A 14,409-nucleotide genomic window follows, 5' to 3' on the forward strand; every position below is an offset into this window, starting at 1 on the left:
ATGGAGGGAACGGGGTTGATCACGATTATCGGGCTGGTGGCGGTCGTCGTTGTGCTGTTGTTCGTCGTCGTGCCGACGGTGTACATCAAGAACTACATCAAAGTGCCGCCGAACCAGGTGGCCGTGTTCACCGGTCGGGGCGGGACTCCGAAAGTCGTGCACGGCGGGGCCCGCTTCCGCATCCCCGGCATCGAGCGGGTGGACTTCATGTCCCTCGAGCCGTTCAACGTCTTCATCAACTTGCAGAACGTGCTCTCCTCCAACGGCGTGCCCGTGAACGTCGAGGCCGTCGGCCTTGTGCGGATCGGCTCCGCAGACGAGGCCGTGCAGACCGCCGTGCAGCGCTTCTTGAACACCGACCCCAGGGCGCTGCAGTCCCAGATCAACGAGATCCTCGCGGGCAGCCTGCGCGGGATCACCGCGACGATGACCGTCGAGGAGCTCAACTCCGACCGGGACCGGCTGGCCCGGAACGTGGTCGACGAGGCGGGCGGCGACTTGCGGCGCATCGGCATGGAGGTCGACGTCATCAAGATCGCCGGGATCTCCGACCACAACGGGTATCTGGAGTCCCTTGGCCAGCGGCGCATCGCCGAGGTGAAGCGGGATGCCGCGATCGGCACCGCCGAGGCCGAGCGGGACTCGCAGATCCGCTCGGCGCAGGCGCGCCAGGCCGGGTCCATCGCCCAGGCGGAGGCGGACACCGCCATCGCCCAGGCCTCGCAGAAGCGCGACGTGGAGATCGCAAGGATGCGCGCGTTGACCGAGGCGGAGAACGCCACGGCGGACCAGGCGGGCCCGCTCTCCGAGGCCCGCGCGCAGAAGGACGTGCTCATCGCAAAGGAGCAGGCCGAGGCGGCCAGGGTCGAGGCGAGCATCGAGGTGCAGCGCCGTCGCGCCGAGGAGAAGCAGGCGGCGTTGCAGGCGGATGTGATCGCCCCTGCCGAGGCGGAGCAGCTCGCAGCGGTCAAGCGTGCGGAAGGCACGCGCCAGGCCGAGATCCTGCAGGCCGAGGCCCGCGCGGCGGCGACGCGCCAGCAGGCCGCTGCGCAGGCGGACGCGGCCCGGCTCAGCGCCGAGGCGCAAGCCCAGGCCACGCGCGCCTCCGGCGAGGCGCAGGCGGAATCCCGCAAGGCCGCGGCTGCCGCGCTCCTGGCCGAGCAGCAGGCGGAGGCCGCGGGCTTGCAGGCGAGGCTCACGGCGGAGGCGGAGGGTCTGCGCGCCAAGCTCGACGCCGAGGCGGCGGGCAAGAAGCAGGTCGCGGAGGCGTTGAACTCGTACAGCGACGTCGCGGCCCGGATCGAGACGTTGCCGGACGTGCTCGCCGCGCTGGTGGCGGCGACCGAGGCGGCCGCGAAACCGGTCGGGGCGCTCGACAAGGTCACCATCATCGGGAACGCCGGGGACGCTCAGGCCTCGATTTCGGCGCTCCTCGGCCTCTCGCCGCAGATGATCGCGAAGACGTTGGAATCGCTCAAAGCCTCAGGCGTGGATCTGGCTGGCTGGCTCGCGCAGGCTTCCTCTGGCGGGAGCGTCCCCGCCGCCCCGCAAGAGCTGAACCTGAGCCTCGACCTCGACTAAGGCTTGATGATCAGGAGGCTGCTCGACGCGCTCGCGACGACCTTGTCCTCTTGGTTGCGCACCTCGCCCTCGGCGAAAGTCACCCTCGAGCCCGGCTTGACGACCCAGCCCCTTGCGGTGAGCACGTCGCCGGCTCGGACCGGGCGCAGATAGCTCACCTTGAGCTCGATGGAGGTGTAGCCGACCCCGGCGGGGAGCAGCGTGTGCGCGGCGCAGCCGCACACCGAGTCCAGCAGCGTGCAGACCAGCCCGCCGTGCACGACCCCGATCGGGTTGTACGCGGATTCGTCCGGCTCGCACCGGAAGGCGACCTCGCCCTCTGCGAACGAGACGTGCTCTATGCCCAGCAGCGCGCTGATGGGCGGGCCGGGGAGCTTCCCGTCCCGCATGGCGGCGAAATACTCCATCCCCGTCATCGCGAGCCCTGCCATCGCGGTCGGGCCCGGATCGTGCCAAGCCACGGTTTTCGATCGGGCGGGTACCCAGGCATCTGGGGCGACGGTCGGGGTCAGAGGAATGTCCATTAGGAAATTCTATGTCATATAGTTTATAACGACGTCAGCGGGGCAGGCGGGGGCGCTTCGCGCGGGGCCGAGGGGCGAAGCCGCCGTTGCGGGCGAAAAAGCCGATGGTCATGACGGCCAGCGGGATGGCGGCCACCAGCCAGTTCGTCGAAGCGAGCGGTCGGTGCTCGGCGGCGAGCCAGACCAGCGGCCCGCCGAGCGCGAGCAGCGCTTGGACAACGAACACCGCGCCCTGCAGCAGGCGCCGCCTGCTGATCAGCCAGGCTCCGATGGCGAAGCCCGCGAGCACCGCGTTGACCGCGCGGAGGAACGGGATGAAGACGCTCGCGATGGAAAGCGCCTCGGCGGCCCTGGCGAACTGCGGCTCCAATTTGTCGTAGCGCTCGACGACCCGAATCCGGGCGATCAGCCCCAGCACGAAGGGGACGACGCTCAGCGCGGCCCCGACCAGATACGCGGCGAGGCCCCACCAGCCCCAGAGCGCGTACCCGTCCGGGCCGGCCAGGGCGAGCGCGAAGGACAGCAGCGCGAAGAGAAAGTTGAGCCGGATCATGGGCAGAGCCTATCCGCTCGCCCATGCTTCCGTGACGGCGCTCATCGCCGCCGGGTAAGCCGCCTCGCGTTTGCGGGCGCGAGCCCGTTCGCCCGCGATGAGTTGGTCGAGTCCGCGCTGCAACGCGTGGCTCCCCTCCTTGCGTTGGCGCTCGCGCAGCCAATCGCGCAGCACGACGGCGTCCTGGTGCTCGCCGAGGACGTCTTGGAGCTGCTTGACGGGTTCGGCCCAGGCGAACGGCCCGGTCCCCGCCTCCGCAGCGAGTTCGCCGACATAGCGCAGCCCCTTGGCGCGTTTGCGCACCTCGTGCAGGCCCTCCTCTCGCTCGCCCTGATCGGTCGCCTCGGCCAGCGCCGCGTCCGCGAGGAACAACCTGTCCGCCGCGCCGCCCACCGCTTCGGCCAAGGCGGCTCCTGCGCCGGTCCGCCTATTGGCCTTGCGGACCGGCGGGTCGGCGACATACGCGTCCAGCGCGTCGAGCAAATGGAGATAGCGGCGAGAGTCGAGCGCCCGCACTGTTTCCTGGTGCGCGGCCCGGTACGCTTCCCGTTCCTCCGCCGCGAGCGCACGAGCGGCCGCGCGCAGTTCCGAATGTTTTTTCGTCGCGGCCAACGATTCGAACCGCTCGGCGCGCACCTCCGCGTCGCGGGCTCCGCCCAACTCCGAGGCGAGCCAGCGCAGCTCGTCGGCGAGCCGTTTGGTCGGGGCTTTGCGCAGGAACGGCGCGAACGCCTGGAGCAGGCTGCGGAGCGCTCGCGTGGTCACGCGGAGCTGGTGCACCGAGTCGTGTTCGTACGCCCGGACGGGGAAGTCTTGCGCGCACAGCCGGGTCCGCATCGGGCCGAGCCGGACCGCGAGGAACGCCGCGACGGTCTGCGGAGCCCGCCGTGCCCGCGCTGGCCCCGCACCACGCCCCAACGCGCGCGCCACTTTCGAATCGGAGCGCGCCGGGCGCGCCCCGGAGCCGAGAATGAGCTCGTCCGCGCGCCGGACCAGCTCGGGGTCGGGGTCGGGGCAGAGCTCGAACTCCCATTCCCGCCACACCACGGTCGACCCGTCCGCGAACCGGGTCGCGGTGACCAGATCGTCGCAGAAGGTTCCGGCTCCCGAGACCTCGGTCTCCTCGCGCAGCGTCACGAGCCGCGCGACCGGAACGAGCGGGCGGCCCGCGGTCCAGGCGCGCAGCCGGACGGCGAGTTCGTCCGGCAGCCGGGCCGGGTCGGGCGTTCGGTCCGGGTCCGCGCCGCGCGCCCGGACCTGGAGCTCGACCCGGCCCGCATGCGCAGGGAGTTTGAGATGCCACCCCTCCGACGTTTCCCCGGAGCGCCAGCGCAAGGTGATCTTCTGCGCTAAAAGGCGCAGGTCGGCGGTGTCGAAGTACACCGCCCGCAGGATCGAGCCGACCGGAGCCGCCGCTTCCTGGCCCGCCCAGCTCGGAGCCGTGGCGGTTGGGGCCGCGTCGTATTTGCGCTCCACCTCAAGGTGCTCGACCACTGCCATGCTTCAGTTGTACGCGGATTCGGCTCCGCCCGCCGCCGAGGCTTACTCCGCGAACGCGTCGACGGCTTCGACGAGGTGGTGCGTGTTCTCCGCCTCGAAAGCCGCGTGCCCAGCGCGGGGGGAGATGAACAGCTTGGACTCCGGCCAGCGCTTGTGCAGCTCCCAGGCGTTCGAGACCGGGCAGATCACGTCGTAGCGGCCGTGGACGATCACGCCGGGGATGTTTCGGATCTTGTCCACGTCTTCGAGCAGCTGGTTCTCCCGCAGGAACGCCGCGTTGCGGAAATACCAATTCTCGATGCGCGCGAAGGCGAGCGCCGTGCGCGGGTCTTTCACACGGTCGTCGGGGTCGGCGACGAGACCGATGAGACGATCCTCCCAGCCGGTCCACGCGAAGGCCGAAGCCTCGGCGGCGGCCTGGTCGGGGCCCCACAGGAGCCTCGCGTGCTCCTCGATGAGGTTGTTGCCGCGCGCCTCTTCGGGGATCGGCGCGAGGTACTCCTCCCAGAGGTCGGGGAAGATCCGGCTCGCCCCGCCCGGGTTGTAGAACCAGTTCAGCTCCTCCTCCCGGCACAGGAAGATCCCCCGGAGCACGAGCTCGCTCACCCGCTCGGGATGCGTCTGCGCGTACGAGAGCGCGAGGGTGGAGCCCCACGAGCCGCCGAAGACGAGCCAACGGTCGACCCCGACATGCTCGCGGAGCTTCTCGATATCCTCGACCAGCTTCCACGTGGTGTTGCGCGAAAGGTCCGGGTCCTCGCCCGCGTGCGGCGTGGAGCGCCCGCAGCCGCGCTGGTCGAAGAGCAGAGCGTTGTAGCGCTTCGGATCGAAGAACTGCCGCTGCTTCGGATTGATCCCCCCGCCAGGACCGCCATGGAGGAAGACCGCGGGCTTGCCCGCCGGATTGCCCACCTGCTCCCAGTAGAGCCGCTGCCCGTCGCCGACTTCGAGGAAGCCGGAGGCGAAAGGTTCGATTTCTGGATAGAGAGTCCGCATGCGTTCAGCGTAGAACGGGCGCGCCGCCTCCCGCCTCGGCGGCCCCGACGCAGGAGAGCGGACCGTTTCTGATGCTGATTGCTGTCCGACGCTGGCCGCAAAGGCAACATCGGGAGAATCCCGTGGTGGTCAAAGGCTACAAGCGCCTCAACTGTGGACAGAGCGACCTGCCGTTCCTCCCCCCAGGAGGGGCACATGGAGCCGCACCTGGTGCAATGCCCGAAATACGGGTGGACCGTCGAACAAGTCGAGTTCGACCACATCACCGCTGTCCTCGCGCAGGAGGCCGTGTGAACCCGTATTGGACGTGGACGCGCCCCGCCCGCTCGCCGTCGAGGAAGCCGCCGCGCATGTCGGGAAGTCCGCGAAGACGACCTACCGGTGGAAAACCCAGGGCTTGATCGCGCCCTACGGGGAGCGCTGGGAGCTGATGTTCCTCGATATCGAACTCGACGCGGCGAAAACCGCCTGCGCGGAACGCAAAGCACGGAACCCGCGCGGGCGTCGGCCCTGCGCGTCTGCCGGATCGTGAACTGTCGTCTTGTGGCGTCCTGTGCCGAGCAGTACGATCCGACCCAGCGAGGCGCAAGCCCTGAACAGGAGGAGTTTCCCGTATGGCGTACTACGGAGTGGGGCGTTACGGGCGTGAGGATGTTGGGGCGAAGACCATGCGGTTCGACTATATGGACCGCATGGCCGAGGACGAGCTAGACGACATCGCGCTAGGCCAGCAGCGCGCCGAAGCGTACAAGGAGGGCTTGCCGCCTATTGAGCCGGATCAGAGGATCAACGCCAAAGACGGCTCCGAAGTCCTCGTCTACCAGGGTTCGAAGGCGCACGAGGTGATCGAGCGTCAGAAGGAGGCGTACAAGGTCAGCAAGGGCGGCGTGCGGTGAAGCTGAATACTGAGAGGGCGCGTCAGGCGGGTCGAGAGGTTCTGACGGCGGCGGAAGAGCTGAAGTCCGACCAAACGCCCGACTCGCTCCGATCCGCTTCGCAGCGTTTGCGGGGCCTTGAGCTGTCGGACGCGCTCAGCGACGCTGCCACCGGATACGAAGACTTCTTGCGGCGCTTCGGCAACGAGCTCGAATGGCTCGGGAACACGGTCGTCTCAGCGGCGGACGTGGTGGACATGACCGAGGAGGCCGCGAAAGCCTCGTTCGATCAGGTGGACATTCCCGTATGACCGGCAAGCTCACCCGCGCGCTCCTGGAAGCGCTGGATCTGTCCGCGCTCTCTGAGATTGCTTCAGCCATGCGTGCGCGTGCGGCGAAGATCGAGTCAGAGGAGTCCCGATTCCCGCACCGCCTGCGCTTCCCAGCCGGTGGGGACGAGTGGACAGGGCCAGCTTCCGACGCGCTACAAGCCCGCTCCACGACCACTGGGCGGATCTACGGGGAGTTGCACTCGTGCCTGGCCAACACGGCGAGCCAGCTGGATCAAGCCGAGGGGTACATCAGCAATTCCCGTGGCACGACGCTCGAATACATCGAGGGCGCGGAGAAGGACGCGATCACGCTGCAGACAAGCGACGGGATGCTGTGGCCGTGCGGGGAGCCGTTCACTGTCGCGGACGACTTCACCGTGCAGGTCAAGGCTCTGCCGACCTACTTCCCCCAGCAGGTATTCGACGTGTTGCGAATCATGGCCTTGAACATCGAGATAGGGCTTAAAAACCTTGTCCAACAGCTCGAAGAGCTGGCCGACATGTGGGCGGGGAAGATCAAAGAAGCCATCGACCTCTCCAAACTCGCTTTGGACTCTAAAGGTCGGCCCTTTGAGTCTTACGATCCCAGCAAAACCGCGCATGTGCAGGCCGCTGCTATCGCGGACGGCACCATGGCCGTTCCGAGCGACCCCAAGCAGCTCCACGACCTTTGGGAACAGCTCAGCCCCAAAGAGAAGGACGACATCTACGCCCGCTACCACGACATCGGCAACCATGGCGGCATCCCGTTCGCGCCCGAGGACGGCCGGGGCCGAGACCACTACAACCAGATGCATCTGCAGGAGATCACCGAGCAGAAGCAACACCAGCTTGACGACTTGCGCCAGCACCCACCCCCGGCCCCCCTGACTTCGGAGGGAAGACTTTCGACCAGTATCAGAAGGACTACGCGGACTGGGAAGCGAAATGCACAGATCTCCAAAACGCGGTGAACGGGTATCACAATGTGCGCGACACCCTCGACAGGTCGCAGCAGCCGTCGAAAGATAACCCGAAGGCAGACGGGCTGCCCCGATTCCTCGGATTCATCGACGCAAATGACCACGCGGCCATCTCCATCTACAACCCTGATCACGCGTTACAGCACGGCACCATCGTGCCCGGCACCTTCTCGGACCTGACGCAAATGAGCTCCTATGACTCGCATGCGCGAGACATGATCGATTCGGCTAAGGACGCATCTCACGGACAGCTGAGGGAAGGCCAACTCTCGATGACAGAGTGGCTGAGCTACGACCGGCCTATGACCATAAGCGGCCTCGAAGGCAAAGGGCCGTGGGCCGGTGACCCGGACCCTGCCTTGAACGGCGCGAAGCCGCTAGACGATTTCCAGAGCGGCATCAGGGCCTCCCACGACGACGCGGCGGCAGGGGGACGTTCCTACAACACGGTGATCGGTCATTCTTACGGCACAACAGAGGTCGGCGCAGCCGCAACGCACGGCAACCACCTCGACGCGGATGCAGTCGTGTTGCTGGCCAGCCCCGGCGCGTTCGCCGACAGCGCCCACGGCCTTTCGCTGCAGGACGGGGCCAAAGTCTTCGTCGGCAAAGGCTCTTGGGATCCCATCGACGTGGCTAATATCGGAGGCGACATCATGGATGCCTTCGGACTCACCGGCTCTGTGGGCCTAGGCGTCAGCCCGACCGAATGGGCCGATGCCTACCAGATGGACGGAGGCTCTGGCGGTCACAGTAGTTATTGGGACCCCGACAATCCCGCGATGAAGAACGTGGGCAGGATCTTGATCGGAGACAACAGCCATGTCACCCCTAGATAGCAAGGCTATGGCGAGAGCGGCAGCATTACTGTTCTCGATCACGCTCGCTACGGCAGGTTGCGGCAGGCTCACAGGGTTGGCGGGGCCGGACGACCGCCCGCCGCCCAACGTGAAAGGAGCACCGATGGAGCCCATGCCGACAACGAGGCAGCAAGCGCAAGACGCTGTGTACCGCTACTACGTGAAGACCCTGCGGGAGCTGCCGGACGGCTATGCTCTCGACAACTCTCGCTATGGGGCCTCAGGAGGAGCGTCAGTGGCCCCATGCGACGACTTCGGCAGCGAGAACAACAACGACGACCCGGCCAAGTACCACGATAGGCGCACTGTCATCACCCCGCCCGGAACCAACCCCCTCGATTTGGTGGCCAAAGTTGGGGAGATATGGAAGAACTGGGGATGGCGAGTCGAGGAGCGCAAGGGTTTCAACAAGCCCAATTACTTCGGAACCGCGCCTGACGGCTACATGTTCAAGATCGAATCAGACTCGACATATCCGGTGATGTTCACCGGTAGCTCACCTTGTTTCAAGGGTGACAGAACACGATTCGACTTCTTGCCCACGCCCACGATAATCACCCGAGACGGCCCGCAGTACACGGCGCCCACGACACCATCAGAGGCGCCGGAGACACCACACAAGGCATTCAACTGGTAATGGGCGCGTCACTCCCAATCGAACACGTCAGCCTGTCGTGTTGACATGGCGCATCCTCGAATGAAAAATAACCGCAGCGAGGCACTTGCGCCCACGGGCCGTGGCCGCCGTTGAGAACGTCGGCTGTCGAGGCGTTCGGCCTCACTTGCTCCCCATCGCAGCGCACCGGGTCCGATCGGTGCTCGCAACGCGCCCCGAGGGGGAACCCTTGGTCGAACTGCCGAAAGCCTTGATCGAAAACCATCGTCTTCGCGGGCGGCTTGGCCGTGGTCTTTGCCGGTCTCCGCGGGGCGGCGTGTGGGGTGGTTGTGCTGTGCGCCCTGGTGTTCAGTAGGAGTGTTCGGGTGCGGGGAAGGCGCCGCGTTGTACGTCGTTGGCGTATTCGCGGGCGGCTTGGCCGAGGTCTTTGCCGATCTCCGCGAAGCGGCGGACGAATTTCGCCGTGCGCCCCGTGGTCAGCCCGGCCATGTCCTGCCAGACCAGCACCTGCGCGTCGCAGTCCGGCCCGGCTCCGATGCCGACGGTCGGAATCGTGAGTTTGGCGGTGATCTGCGCGGCCACCTCGGCGGGCACCATCTCCATGACCACGGCGAACGCGCCTGCTTCGGCGACCGCGATGGCGTCGTGGACGAGCGTCTCCGCGTCGTCGCCCCGGCCCTGCACGCGGAATCCGGAGAGGCTGTTCACCCGCTGCGGGGTGAAGCCGATGTGGGCCATCACGGGGACCCCGGCGCGGCTGAGCAGCGCGATGTGCTCGGCGTAGTCCTCGCCGCCTTCGAGTTTCACCGCGCCCGCTCCGGCTTTCATGAACCGGGCGGCGGTCTCGAACGCCTGCGCAGGGCTGGCCTCGTAGCTGCCGAAGGGAAGGTCGGCGACGACGAGCGCGTGTTTGGCCCCTCGGACGACACCGCGCACCAGCGGCAGGAGCTCCTCGACTTCCACGGGCACGGTGGTGTCGTAGCCGTAGACGAGGTTGGCGGCCGAATCTCCGATCAGGAGCACCGGGATCTCGGCCTCGTCGAAGATCGACGCGGTGGTGTAGTCGTAGGCGGTGAGCATGGACCATTTGCGGCCCTCGTGCTTCATCTCCTGCAAATGCTTGACCCGCACGCGGGGCCGGTCCTCAGTTGCGTACGACGCAGCAGAAAAAGACATAGAAATACGGACCTTTCATTCCTCGAGGCCCGCTTCGCGGGTCCCCGGGTTGGGCTCTGGCCGATGTCAGTGTAACGCCGAATGCCGGGGCGGGGCAACCCTCGCGCGGGCTTCTGGGGCCACAAGTCGATCACGAACCAAGGCGGAGCGTGCGCATTTATCAGGAAGACATGGCAGGATGGCATCCCGTGAGAGATGTGTCATCTGTTGTGGGCTGGAGCGGCGCCTTTGTCGGCAAGGTCAAGCGCAATCGGGCGCAGGCATTGGCCGCTGCTGTGGCCGCGGTCGCGGCGACGGCTTCTGCTGTGGGTTTCGCGTTGGCCGGGGCTCCGCAGTCCGTCGCGACCCCAGAGGTGCCGGAAATATTGCGCCCGTTCTACGAGCAGCAGGTCGCTTGGGGCTCCTGCCAGGGTTACGTGCCTGATTTCAAGCCGAGCCCGAGGACCGATTGCGCCATGGTCAAGGTGCCGGTGGACTACCAGAACCCGAAGGGCGAGAGCGCGCAGATCGCCGTGTACCGGATCAAGGCCTCCGGCCAGAAGGTGGGCTCCTTGCTCTTCAACCCCGGCGGGCCGGGCGGCTCCGGGGTCGGGTTCGTCGCGGGCTCCGCGTCGGCGCTGGTGACCAAGGAGATCGCCCAGCGTTTCGACCTGATCGGCTTCGACCCGAGGGGGATCGGGCACTCGACTCCCTCGGTGCACTGCTTGAACGACAAAGAGCAGGACGCGTTGCGCGCGCTCAACGACAACGACTACAGCCCCGCGGGCATCGCCAGGGCGGAGGCGCGCAACCGGGACTACGCGCAGAAGTGCGCGCAGCGCACGGGGGCGAACTTCCTCGCCCATGTGAACTCCATGGACGTGGCTCGGGACATGGACGTGCTGCGCCAGGTGCTCGGCGACGAGAAGCTGAACTACGTCGGCTACTCCTACGGCACCCGCATCGGCACTGATTACGCGCTGCTCTTCCCGACGCATGTGCGGGCGTTGGTCCTGGACGGCGCGCTCGATCCCAACGAGAGCCCGGTGGACAAGATCGTCAACCAGGCGAAGGGCTTCGAGGACGCGTTCCGCATCTTCGCCGCCGACTGCGCGACTCAGAACAACTGCCCGCTGGGCAACGACGCCTCGCAGGCCGACGCGAAGTTCCACGCCCTCGTCCTGCCGCTGATCGAGCACCCGGTCAACACCCGCGACGGGCGCGGCCTCGGCTACTCGGACGCGGTCCTCGGCACCATCCAGGCGCTGTACTCCAAGCAGCTGTGGGTGGCGCTGCGCGAAGGGCTCACCGAGCTCAAAGCGGGCTCGGGCAACATCTTGCAGCTGCTCTCGGACCTTTACATGGACCGGGACGCGAAGACCGGGCATTACAGCAACGAGCAGGACGCGAACGGAGCCGTGCGGTGCGTCGACGACCCGCCGATCACCGACCGGTCCGTCGTCGACCAGATGGACGTGCAAGGGCGACAGGCCGCCCCGTTCGAGGACGACGAGCGCGGCACCGGGCACGCGGCGCTCGACCCGTGCGCGTTCTGGCCGGTCAAGCCGACCATCGCGCCGACGATCACGAGCCCGCCCGCCGGACTGCCCAAAGTCGTGGTGGTCTCCACCACCAACGACCCGGCCACGCCGTATCAGGCGGGCGTGGAGCTGGCCAAACAGCTCGGAGCTTCGCTCATCACGTACAACGGCACGCAGCACACGGTCTCCCTCCAGGGCGAGAGCCAGTGCATCGACAGCGCGGTGCAGCGGTATCTGATCGATCTGGTTTCGCCCGCCGACGGTCTCACCTGCTAGCCGTCTGCGGGCGCCGGGCCCGCGCGGCCGTCTCCGGCGTCGCCGGCGCGCGATCCGTCCGTCTGGCCTCCCCGGCCGAGGCGGCGGCGAGGCCTCACAATTTTTGTTGTTTCGCTGTGCGTGATCTTGATTTGGGAAAACCACGCCCCGGTTACACGGGCTTCATGAAAAGGCTTTAAGCTGGGCGCATGAACCGCCAAGAGGAGTTTGTCCTCCGTTCGCTCGAAGAGCGGGACATCCGTTTTGTCCGGCTCTGGTTCACCGATGTCCTGGGGTATCTCAAGTCGGTGGCCATCGCCCCCGCCGAGCTGGAAGGAGCCTTCGCCGAGGGGATCGGCTTCGACGGTTCGGCCATCGAGGGCTTCTCCCGCGTGTACGAGGCGGACATGGTCGCCAAGCCGGACCCGTCCACGTTCCAGGTGCTGCCGTGGACCACGAGCAGCGGCAAGCACCACTCCGCGCGGATGTTCTGCGATATCGCGATGCCGGACGGCTCGCCGTCCTGGGCGGACTCCCGCCATGTGCTGCGCCGCCAACTCAACCGCGCTTTGGAGCTCGGCTTCTCCTGCTACGTGCACCCGGAGATCGAGTTCTTCCTGCTCAAAGACTCTCCGTCGAAGCTGACCCCGCCGGTCCCCGCGGACGACGGCGGCTACTTCGACCAGGCCGTGCACGACTCGGCCCCGGACTTCCGCCGCCACGTGGTGCACGCCCTGGAGTTCATGGGGATCTCGGTCGAGTTCAGCCACCACGAGAACGCTCCGGGTCAGCAGGAGATCGACCTGCGCTACGCCGACGCGCTCTCCATGGCCGACAATGTGATGACGTTGCGCTACCTGGTGAAAGAGGTGGCGATCCACGAGGGCGTGCGCGCGACGTTCATGCCCAAGCCGTTCACCCAGCACGCGGGCTCCGCCATGCACACGCATATGAGCCTGTTCGAGGGGGAGGCGAACGCGTTCCACAGCCCGGACGACCCGCTGCAGCTCTCGCCGATCGGCAAGTCGTTCATCGCGGGTATCCTCGAACACGCCAACGAGATCAGCGCCGTCACGAACCAGTGGGTGAACTCGTACAAGCGCCTTGTGCAGGGCGGCGAGGCCCCGACCGCGGCCTGCTGGGGCGCGTCGAACCGCTCCGCGCTGGTCCGAGTGCCGATGTACACGCCGAGCAAGGCGTCTTCGCGGCGGATCGAGGTGCGCAGCCCCGATTCCTCCTGCAACCCGTATCTGACCTTCGCGGTGCTGCTCGCGGCGGGGCTGCGCGGCGTGGAGAAGGGGTACGAGCTGACCGCCCAGGCCGAGGACGACGTGTGGTCGCTGTCCGTGGCGGAGCGCAAGGCGATGGGCTACCGCCCGCTGCCGGAGACGCTTTCCGAGGCGCTCACCGCGATGGAGGGCTCCGAGCTGGTCGCGCAGGCGCTCGGCGAGCACGTCTTCGACTACTTCTTGCGCAACAAGCGGCGCGAGTGGGCCGACTACAGCCGTCAGGTCACCCCGTTCGAGCTGCACAACTACTTGGCTCTGTGAGCGGTCAGCCGCTCGGCTCGGACTGCGGGCCATCGCGAGCGGCTGACCGCGTCCGGCGGGCTCCCCGTCTCGGCTAGACCAGCCCGAGCGCTCGCACCGCGTCCCGTTCGGCGACGAGTTCCGCGACGGACGCGTCGATCCGCGCGCGGGAGAACGAGCTAAGCTCCAGGCCTTCCACGATCCGCCATTCCCCGCCGACCGAGCGCGCCGGGAAGGAGCTCACCAGGCCCTCCGGCACGCCGTAGGCTCCGGGGGAGGGGAGCGCGACCGAGGTCCAGTTCTCGCCCCACTCGTGTCCGAGCGCCCAATCGCGGATGTGGTCGATGGCGGCGGAGGCGGCGGAACCCGCAGAGGAGACCCCGCGCGCCTCGATGATCGCGGCTCCGCGCTTCGCGACCGTGGGGATGAACTCCTCGGTGAGCCAAGCGCGGTCCTCGGCGAGCCGAGCGCCGGAGAGCTGCCCGATCCTGGCGTGGAAAATATCGGGGTATTGCGTGCTCGAATGGTTCCCCCAGATGCTCACCCTGGAGACTTCCGCGAGCGGAGCCCCGGCTTTCGCGGCGAGCTGCGCGAGCGCGCGGTTGTGGTCGAGCCGGGTGAGCGCGGTGAACCGCTCCGGGGGGATGTCCGGGGCGTGGCTCATCGCGATCAAGGCGTTCGTGTTCGCGGGATTGCCAACGACGACCACTCGGACGTCATCCGCCGCGCCGTCGTTCAGCGCGCGGCCCTGCGGCCCGAAGATGCCGCCGTTCGCCTGGAGCAGGTCGGCCCGCTCCATCCCCTGCGTCCTCGGCCGGGCGCCGATGAGCAACGCGAAATTCGCGCCGGTGAAGGCGGTCGCGGGATCGTCGTGCACCTCGACGGAGTCCAGCAGCTCGAACGCGCCGTCCACGAGCTCCATGGCGACTCCCTCGGCGGCGCGGACGGCGGCGGGAACCTCGAGAAGCCGCAGGGCGATCCGTCTGCGCGGACCGAGCATCGCGCCGGACGCGATCCGGAAAACCGAGGCATAACCGATGTTTCCCGCAGCTCCGGTGATCGTGACGACGGCGGGAGGTTCGTCTTCGGGAAGATCACGAGTCATACATCGAGGCTACTGCACCGACGCG

Annotated in this window: 15 protein-coding genes; 9 read left to right on the forward strand and 6 right to left on the reverse strand. The window is 67.3% G+C overall.

The features are described from left to right. Complete coding sequence (locus HMPREF9336_RS05745) at positions 1-1,581, forward strand: flotillin family protein (RefSeq protein WP_021030176.1); 1,581 nt, start codon at positions 1-3, stop codon at positions 1,579-1,581. On the opposite strand, the gene HMPREF9336_RS05750 is transcribed toward HMPREF9336_RS05745, so the two are convergent. Genes HMPREF9336_RS05750 through pip form a run of 4 tightly spaced genes read right to left on the reverse strand, consistent with a single transcriptional unit; the run spans position 1,578 to position 5,154 of the window. Continuing rightward, complete coding sequence (locus tag HMPREF9336_RS05750; RefSeq protein ID WP_007469902.1) at positions 1,578-2,105, reverse strand: PaaI family thioesterase; 528 nt, start codon at positions 2,103-2,105, stop codon at positions 1,578-1,580. The two genes, HMPREF9336_RS05745 and HMPREF9336_RS05750, sit on opposite strands and share 4 nt — an antisense overlap. A gap of 34 nt (positions 2,106-2,139) precedes the next feature. After that, positions 2,140-2,658 (reverse strand): hypothetical protein, encoded by a 519-nt coding sequence (locus HMPREF9336_RS05755; RefSeq protein WP_007469904.1) that lies wholly within the window; start codon positions 2,656-2,658, stop codon positions 2,140-2,142. A 9-nt stretch (positions 2,659-2,667) separates the two neighbouring features. Further along, positions 2,668-4,158 carry a CYTH and CHAD domain-containing protein gene (locus tag HMPREF9336_RS05760; RefSeq protein WP_021030177.1) on the reverse strand — a complete coding sequence of 497 codons (1,491 nt, stop codon included), beginning with the start codon at positions 4,156-4,158 and terminating at the stop codon, positions 2,668-2,670. Positions 4,159-4,200: 42 nt separating this feature from the next. Next, on the reverse strand, positions 4,201-5,154 hold the full coding sequence (gene pip, locus HMPREF9336_RS05765) for a prolyl aminopeptidase (protein ID WP_007469909.1): 954 nt from the start codon (positions 5,152-5,154) through the stop codon (positions 4,201-4,203). Between the two features lie 307 nt (positions 5,155-5,461). Here pip and HMPREF9336_RS05770 point away from each other — a divergent pair, with 307 nt between their 5' ends. The 6 genes from HMPREF9336_RS05770 (at position 5,462) to HMPREF9336_RS05795 (ending at position 8,820) form a co-directional block, all read left to right on the forward strand. After that, complete coding sequence (locus tag HMPREF9336_RS05770) at positions 5,462-5,686, forward strand: MerR family transcriptional regulator (protein WP_021030179.1); 225 nt, start codon at positions 5,462-5,464, stop codon at positions 5,684-5,686. An 82-nt stretch (positions 5,687-5,768) separates the two neighbouring features. Further along, complete coding sequence (locus HMPREF9336_RS05775) at positions 5,769-6,050, forward strand: hypothetical protein (protein WP_007469912.1); 282 nt, start codon at positions 5,769-5,771, stop codon at positions 6,048-6,050. Continuing rightward, positions 6,047-6,340 (forward strand): hypothetical protein, encoded by a 294-nt coding sequence (locus HMPREF9336_RS05780; RefSeq protein WP_007469913.1) that lies wholly within the window; start codon positions 6,047-6,049, stop codon positions 6,338-6,340. The genes HMPREF9336_RS05775 and HMPREF9336_RS05780 overlap by 4 nt, the downstream gene beginning before the upstream one ends. After that, positions 6,337-7,314, forward strand: a complete 978-nt coding sequence (locus HMPREF9336_RS18905) for a hypothetical protein (protein WP_021030180.1) — start codon at positions 6,337-6,339, stop codon at positions 7,312-7,314. Before HMPREF9336_RS05780 ends, HMPREF9336_RS18905 begins: the two co-directional genes overlap by 4 nt. A gap of 14 nt (positions 7,315-7,328) precedes the next feature. Beyond that, positions 7,329-8,162: an alpha/beta hydrolase gene (locus HMPREF9336_RS18910; RefSeq protein ID WP_244431596.1), complete on the forward strand. Its 834-nt coding sequence runs from the start codon at positions 7,329-7,331 to the stop codon at positions 8,160-8,162. Between the two features lie 124 nt (positions 8,163-8,286). Further along, positions 8,287-8,820, forward strand: a complete 534-nt coding sequence (locus HMPREF9336_RS05795; protein ID WP_007469916.1) for a hypothetical protein — start codon at positions 8,287-8,289, stop codon at positions 8,818-8,820. A 327-nt stretch (positions 8,821-9,147) separates the two neighbouring features. Here the strand turns inward: HMPREF9336_RS05795 and panB are convergent, their stop codons facing one another. Continuing rightward, positions 9,148-9,975 carry a 3-methyl-2-oxobutanoate hydroxymethyltransferase gene (panB, locus tag HMPREF9336_RS05800; RefSeq protein ID WP_007469917.1) on the reverse strand — a complete coding sequence of 276 codons (828 nt, stop codon included), beginning with the start codon at positions 9,973-9,975 and terminating at the stop codon, positions 9,148-9,150. Between the two features lie 170 nt (positions 9,976-10,145). On the opposite strand from panB, the gene HMPREF9336_RS05805 reads away from it, so the two are divergent. Further along, entirely contained in the window at positions 10,146-11,771 is a 1,626-nt protein-coding gene (locus HMPREF9336_RS05805) for an alpha/beta hydrolase (RefSeq protein WP_084206620.1), read from the forward strand. A 188-nt stretch (positions 11,772-11,959) separates the two neighbouring features. Continuing rightward, a complete protein-coding gene (gene glnA / locus HMPREF9336_RS05810; protein WP_007469919.1) occupies positions 11,960-13,300 on the forward strand; it encodes a type I glutamate--ammonia ligase in 1,341 nt (446 codons plus the stop codon). Between the two features lie 73 nt (positions 13,301-13,373). Here glnA and HMPREF9336_RS05815 read toward each other — a convergent pair whose 3' ends face one another. After that, the gene (locus HMPREF9336_RS05815; RefSeq protein ID WP_007469921.1) at positions 13,374-14,384 is read right to left on the reverse strand and encodes a malate dehydrogenase; all 1,011 of its coding nucleotides are present in this window, start codon (positions 14,382-14,384) and stop codon (positions 13,374-13,376) included. Positions 14,385-14,409 lie beyond the last annotated feature (25 nt).

It is taken from the genome of Segniliparus rugosus ATCC BAA-974, assembly GCF_000185725.2.
GTDB classification, from domain to species: Bacteria; Actinomycetota; Actinomycetes; order Mycobacteriales; family Mycobacteriaceae; genus Segniliparus; species Segniliparus rugosus.

Excerpts from the sequence above, each read along its gene's own strand:
- HMPREF9336_RS05745 (WP_021030176.1), top strand. The coding sequence starts at position 1 with ATGGAGGGAACGGGGTTGATCACGATTATCGGGCTGGTGGCGGTCGTC.
- HMPREF9336_RS05750 (WP_007469902.1), bottom strand. The coding sequence starts at position 2,105 with ATGGACATTCCTCTGACCCCGACCGTCGCCCCAGATGCCTGGGTACCC.
- HMPREF9336_RS05755 (WP_007469904.1), bottom strand. The coding sequence starts at position 2,658 with ATGATCCGGCTCAACTTTCTCTTCGCGCTGCTGTCCTTCGCGCTCGCC.
- HMPREF9336_RS05760 (WP_021030177.1), bottom strand. The coding sequence starts at position 4,158 with ATGGCAGTGGTCGAGCACCTTGAGGTGGAGCGCAAATACGACGCGGCC.
- pip (WP_007469909.1), bottom strand. The coding sequence starts at position 5,154 with ATGCGGACTCTCTATCCAGAAATCGAACCTTTCGCCTCCGGCTTCCTC.
- HMPREF9336_RS05775 (WP_007469912.1), top strand. The coding sequence starts at position 5,769 with ATGGCGTACTACGGAGTGGGGCGTTACGGGCGTGAGGATGTTGGGGCG.
- HMPREF9336_RS18905 (WP_021030180.1), top strand. The coding sequence starts at position 6,337 with ATGACCGGCAAGCTCACCCGCGCGCTCCTGGAAGCGCTGGATCTGTCC.
- HMPREF9336_RS05795 (WP_007469916.1), top strand. The coding sequence starts at position 8,287 with ATGGAGCCCATGCCGACAACGAGGCAGCAAGCGCAAGACGCTGTGTAC.
- panB (WP_007469917.1), bottom strand. The coding sequence starts at position 9,975 with ATGTCTTTTTCTGCTGCGTCGTACGCAACTGAGGACCGGCCCCGCGTG.
- HMPREF9336_RS05805 (WP_084206620.1), top strand. The coding sequence starts at position 10,146 with ATGGCAGGATGGCATCCCGTGAGAGATGTGTCATCTGTTGTGGGCTGG.
- glnA (WP_007469919.1), top strand. The coding sequence starts at position 11,960 with ATGAACCGCCAAGAGGAGTTTGTCCTCCGTTCGCTCGAAGAGCGGGAC.
- HMPREF9336_RS05815 (WP_007469921.1), bottom strand. The coding sequence starts at position 14,384 with ATGACTCGTGATCTTCCCGAAGACGAACCTCCCGCCGTCGTCACGATC.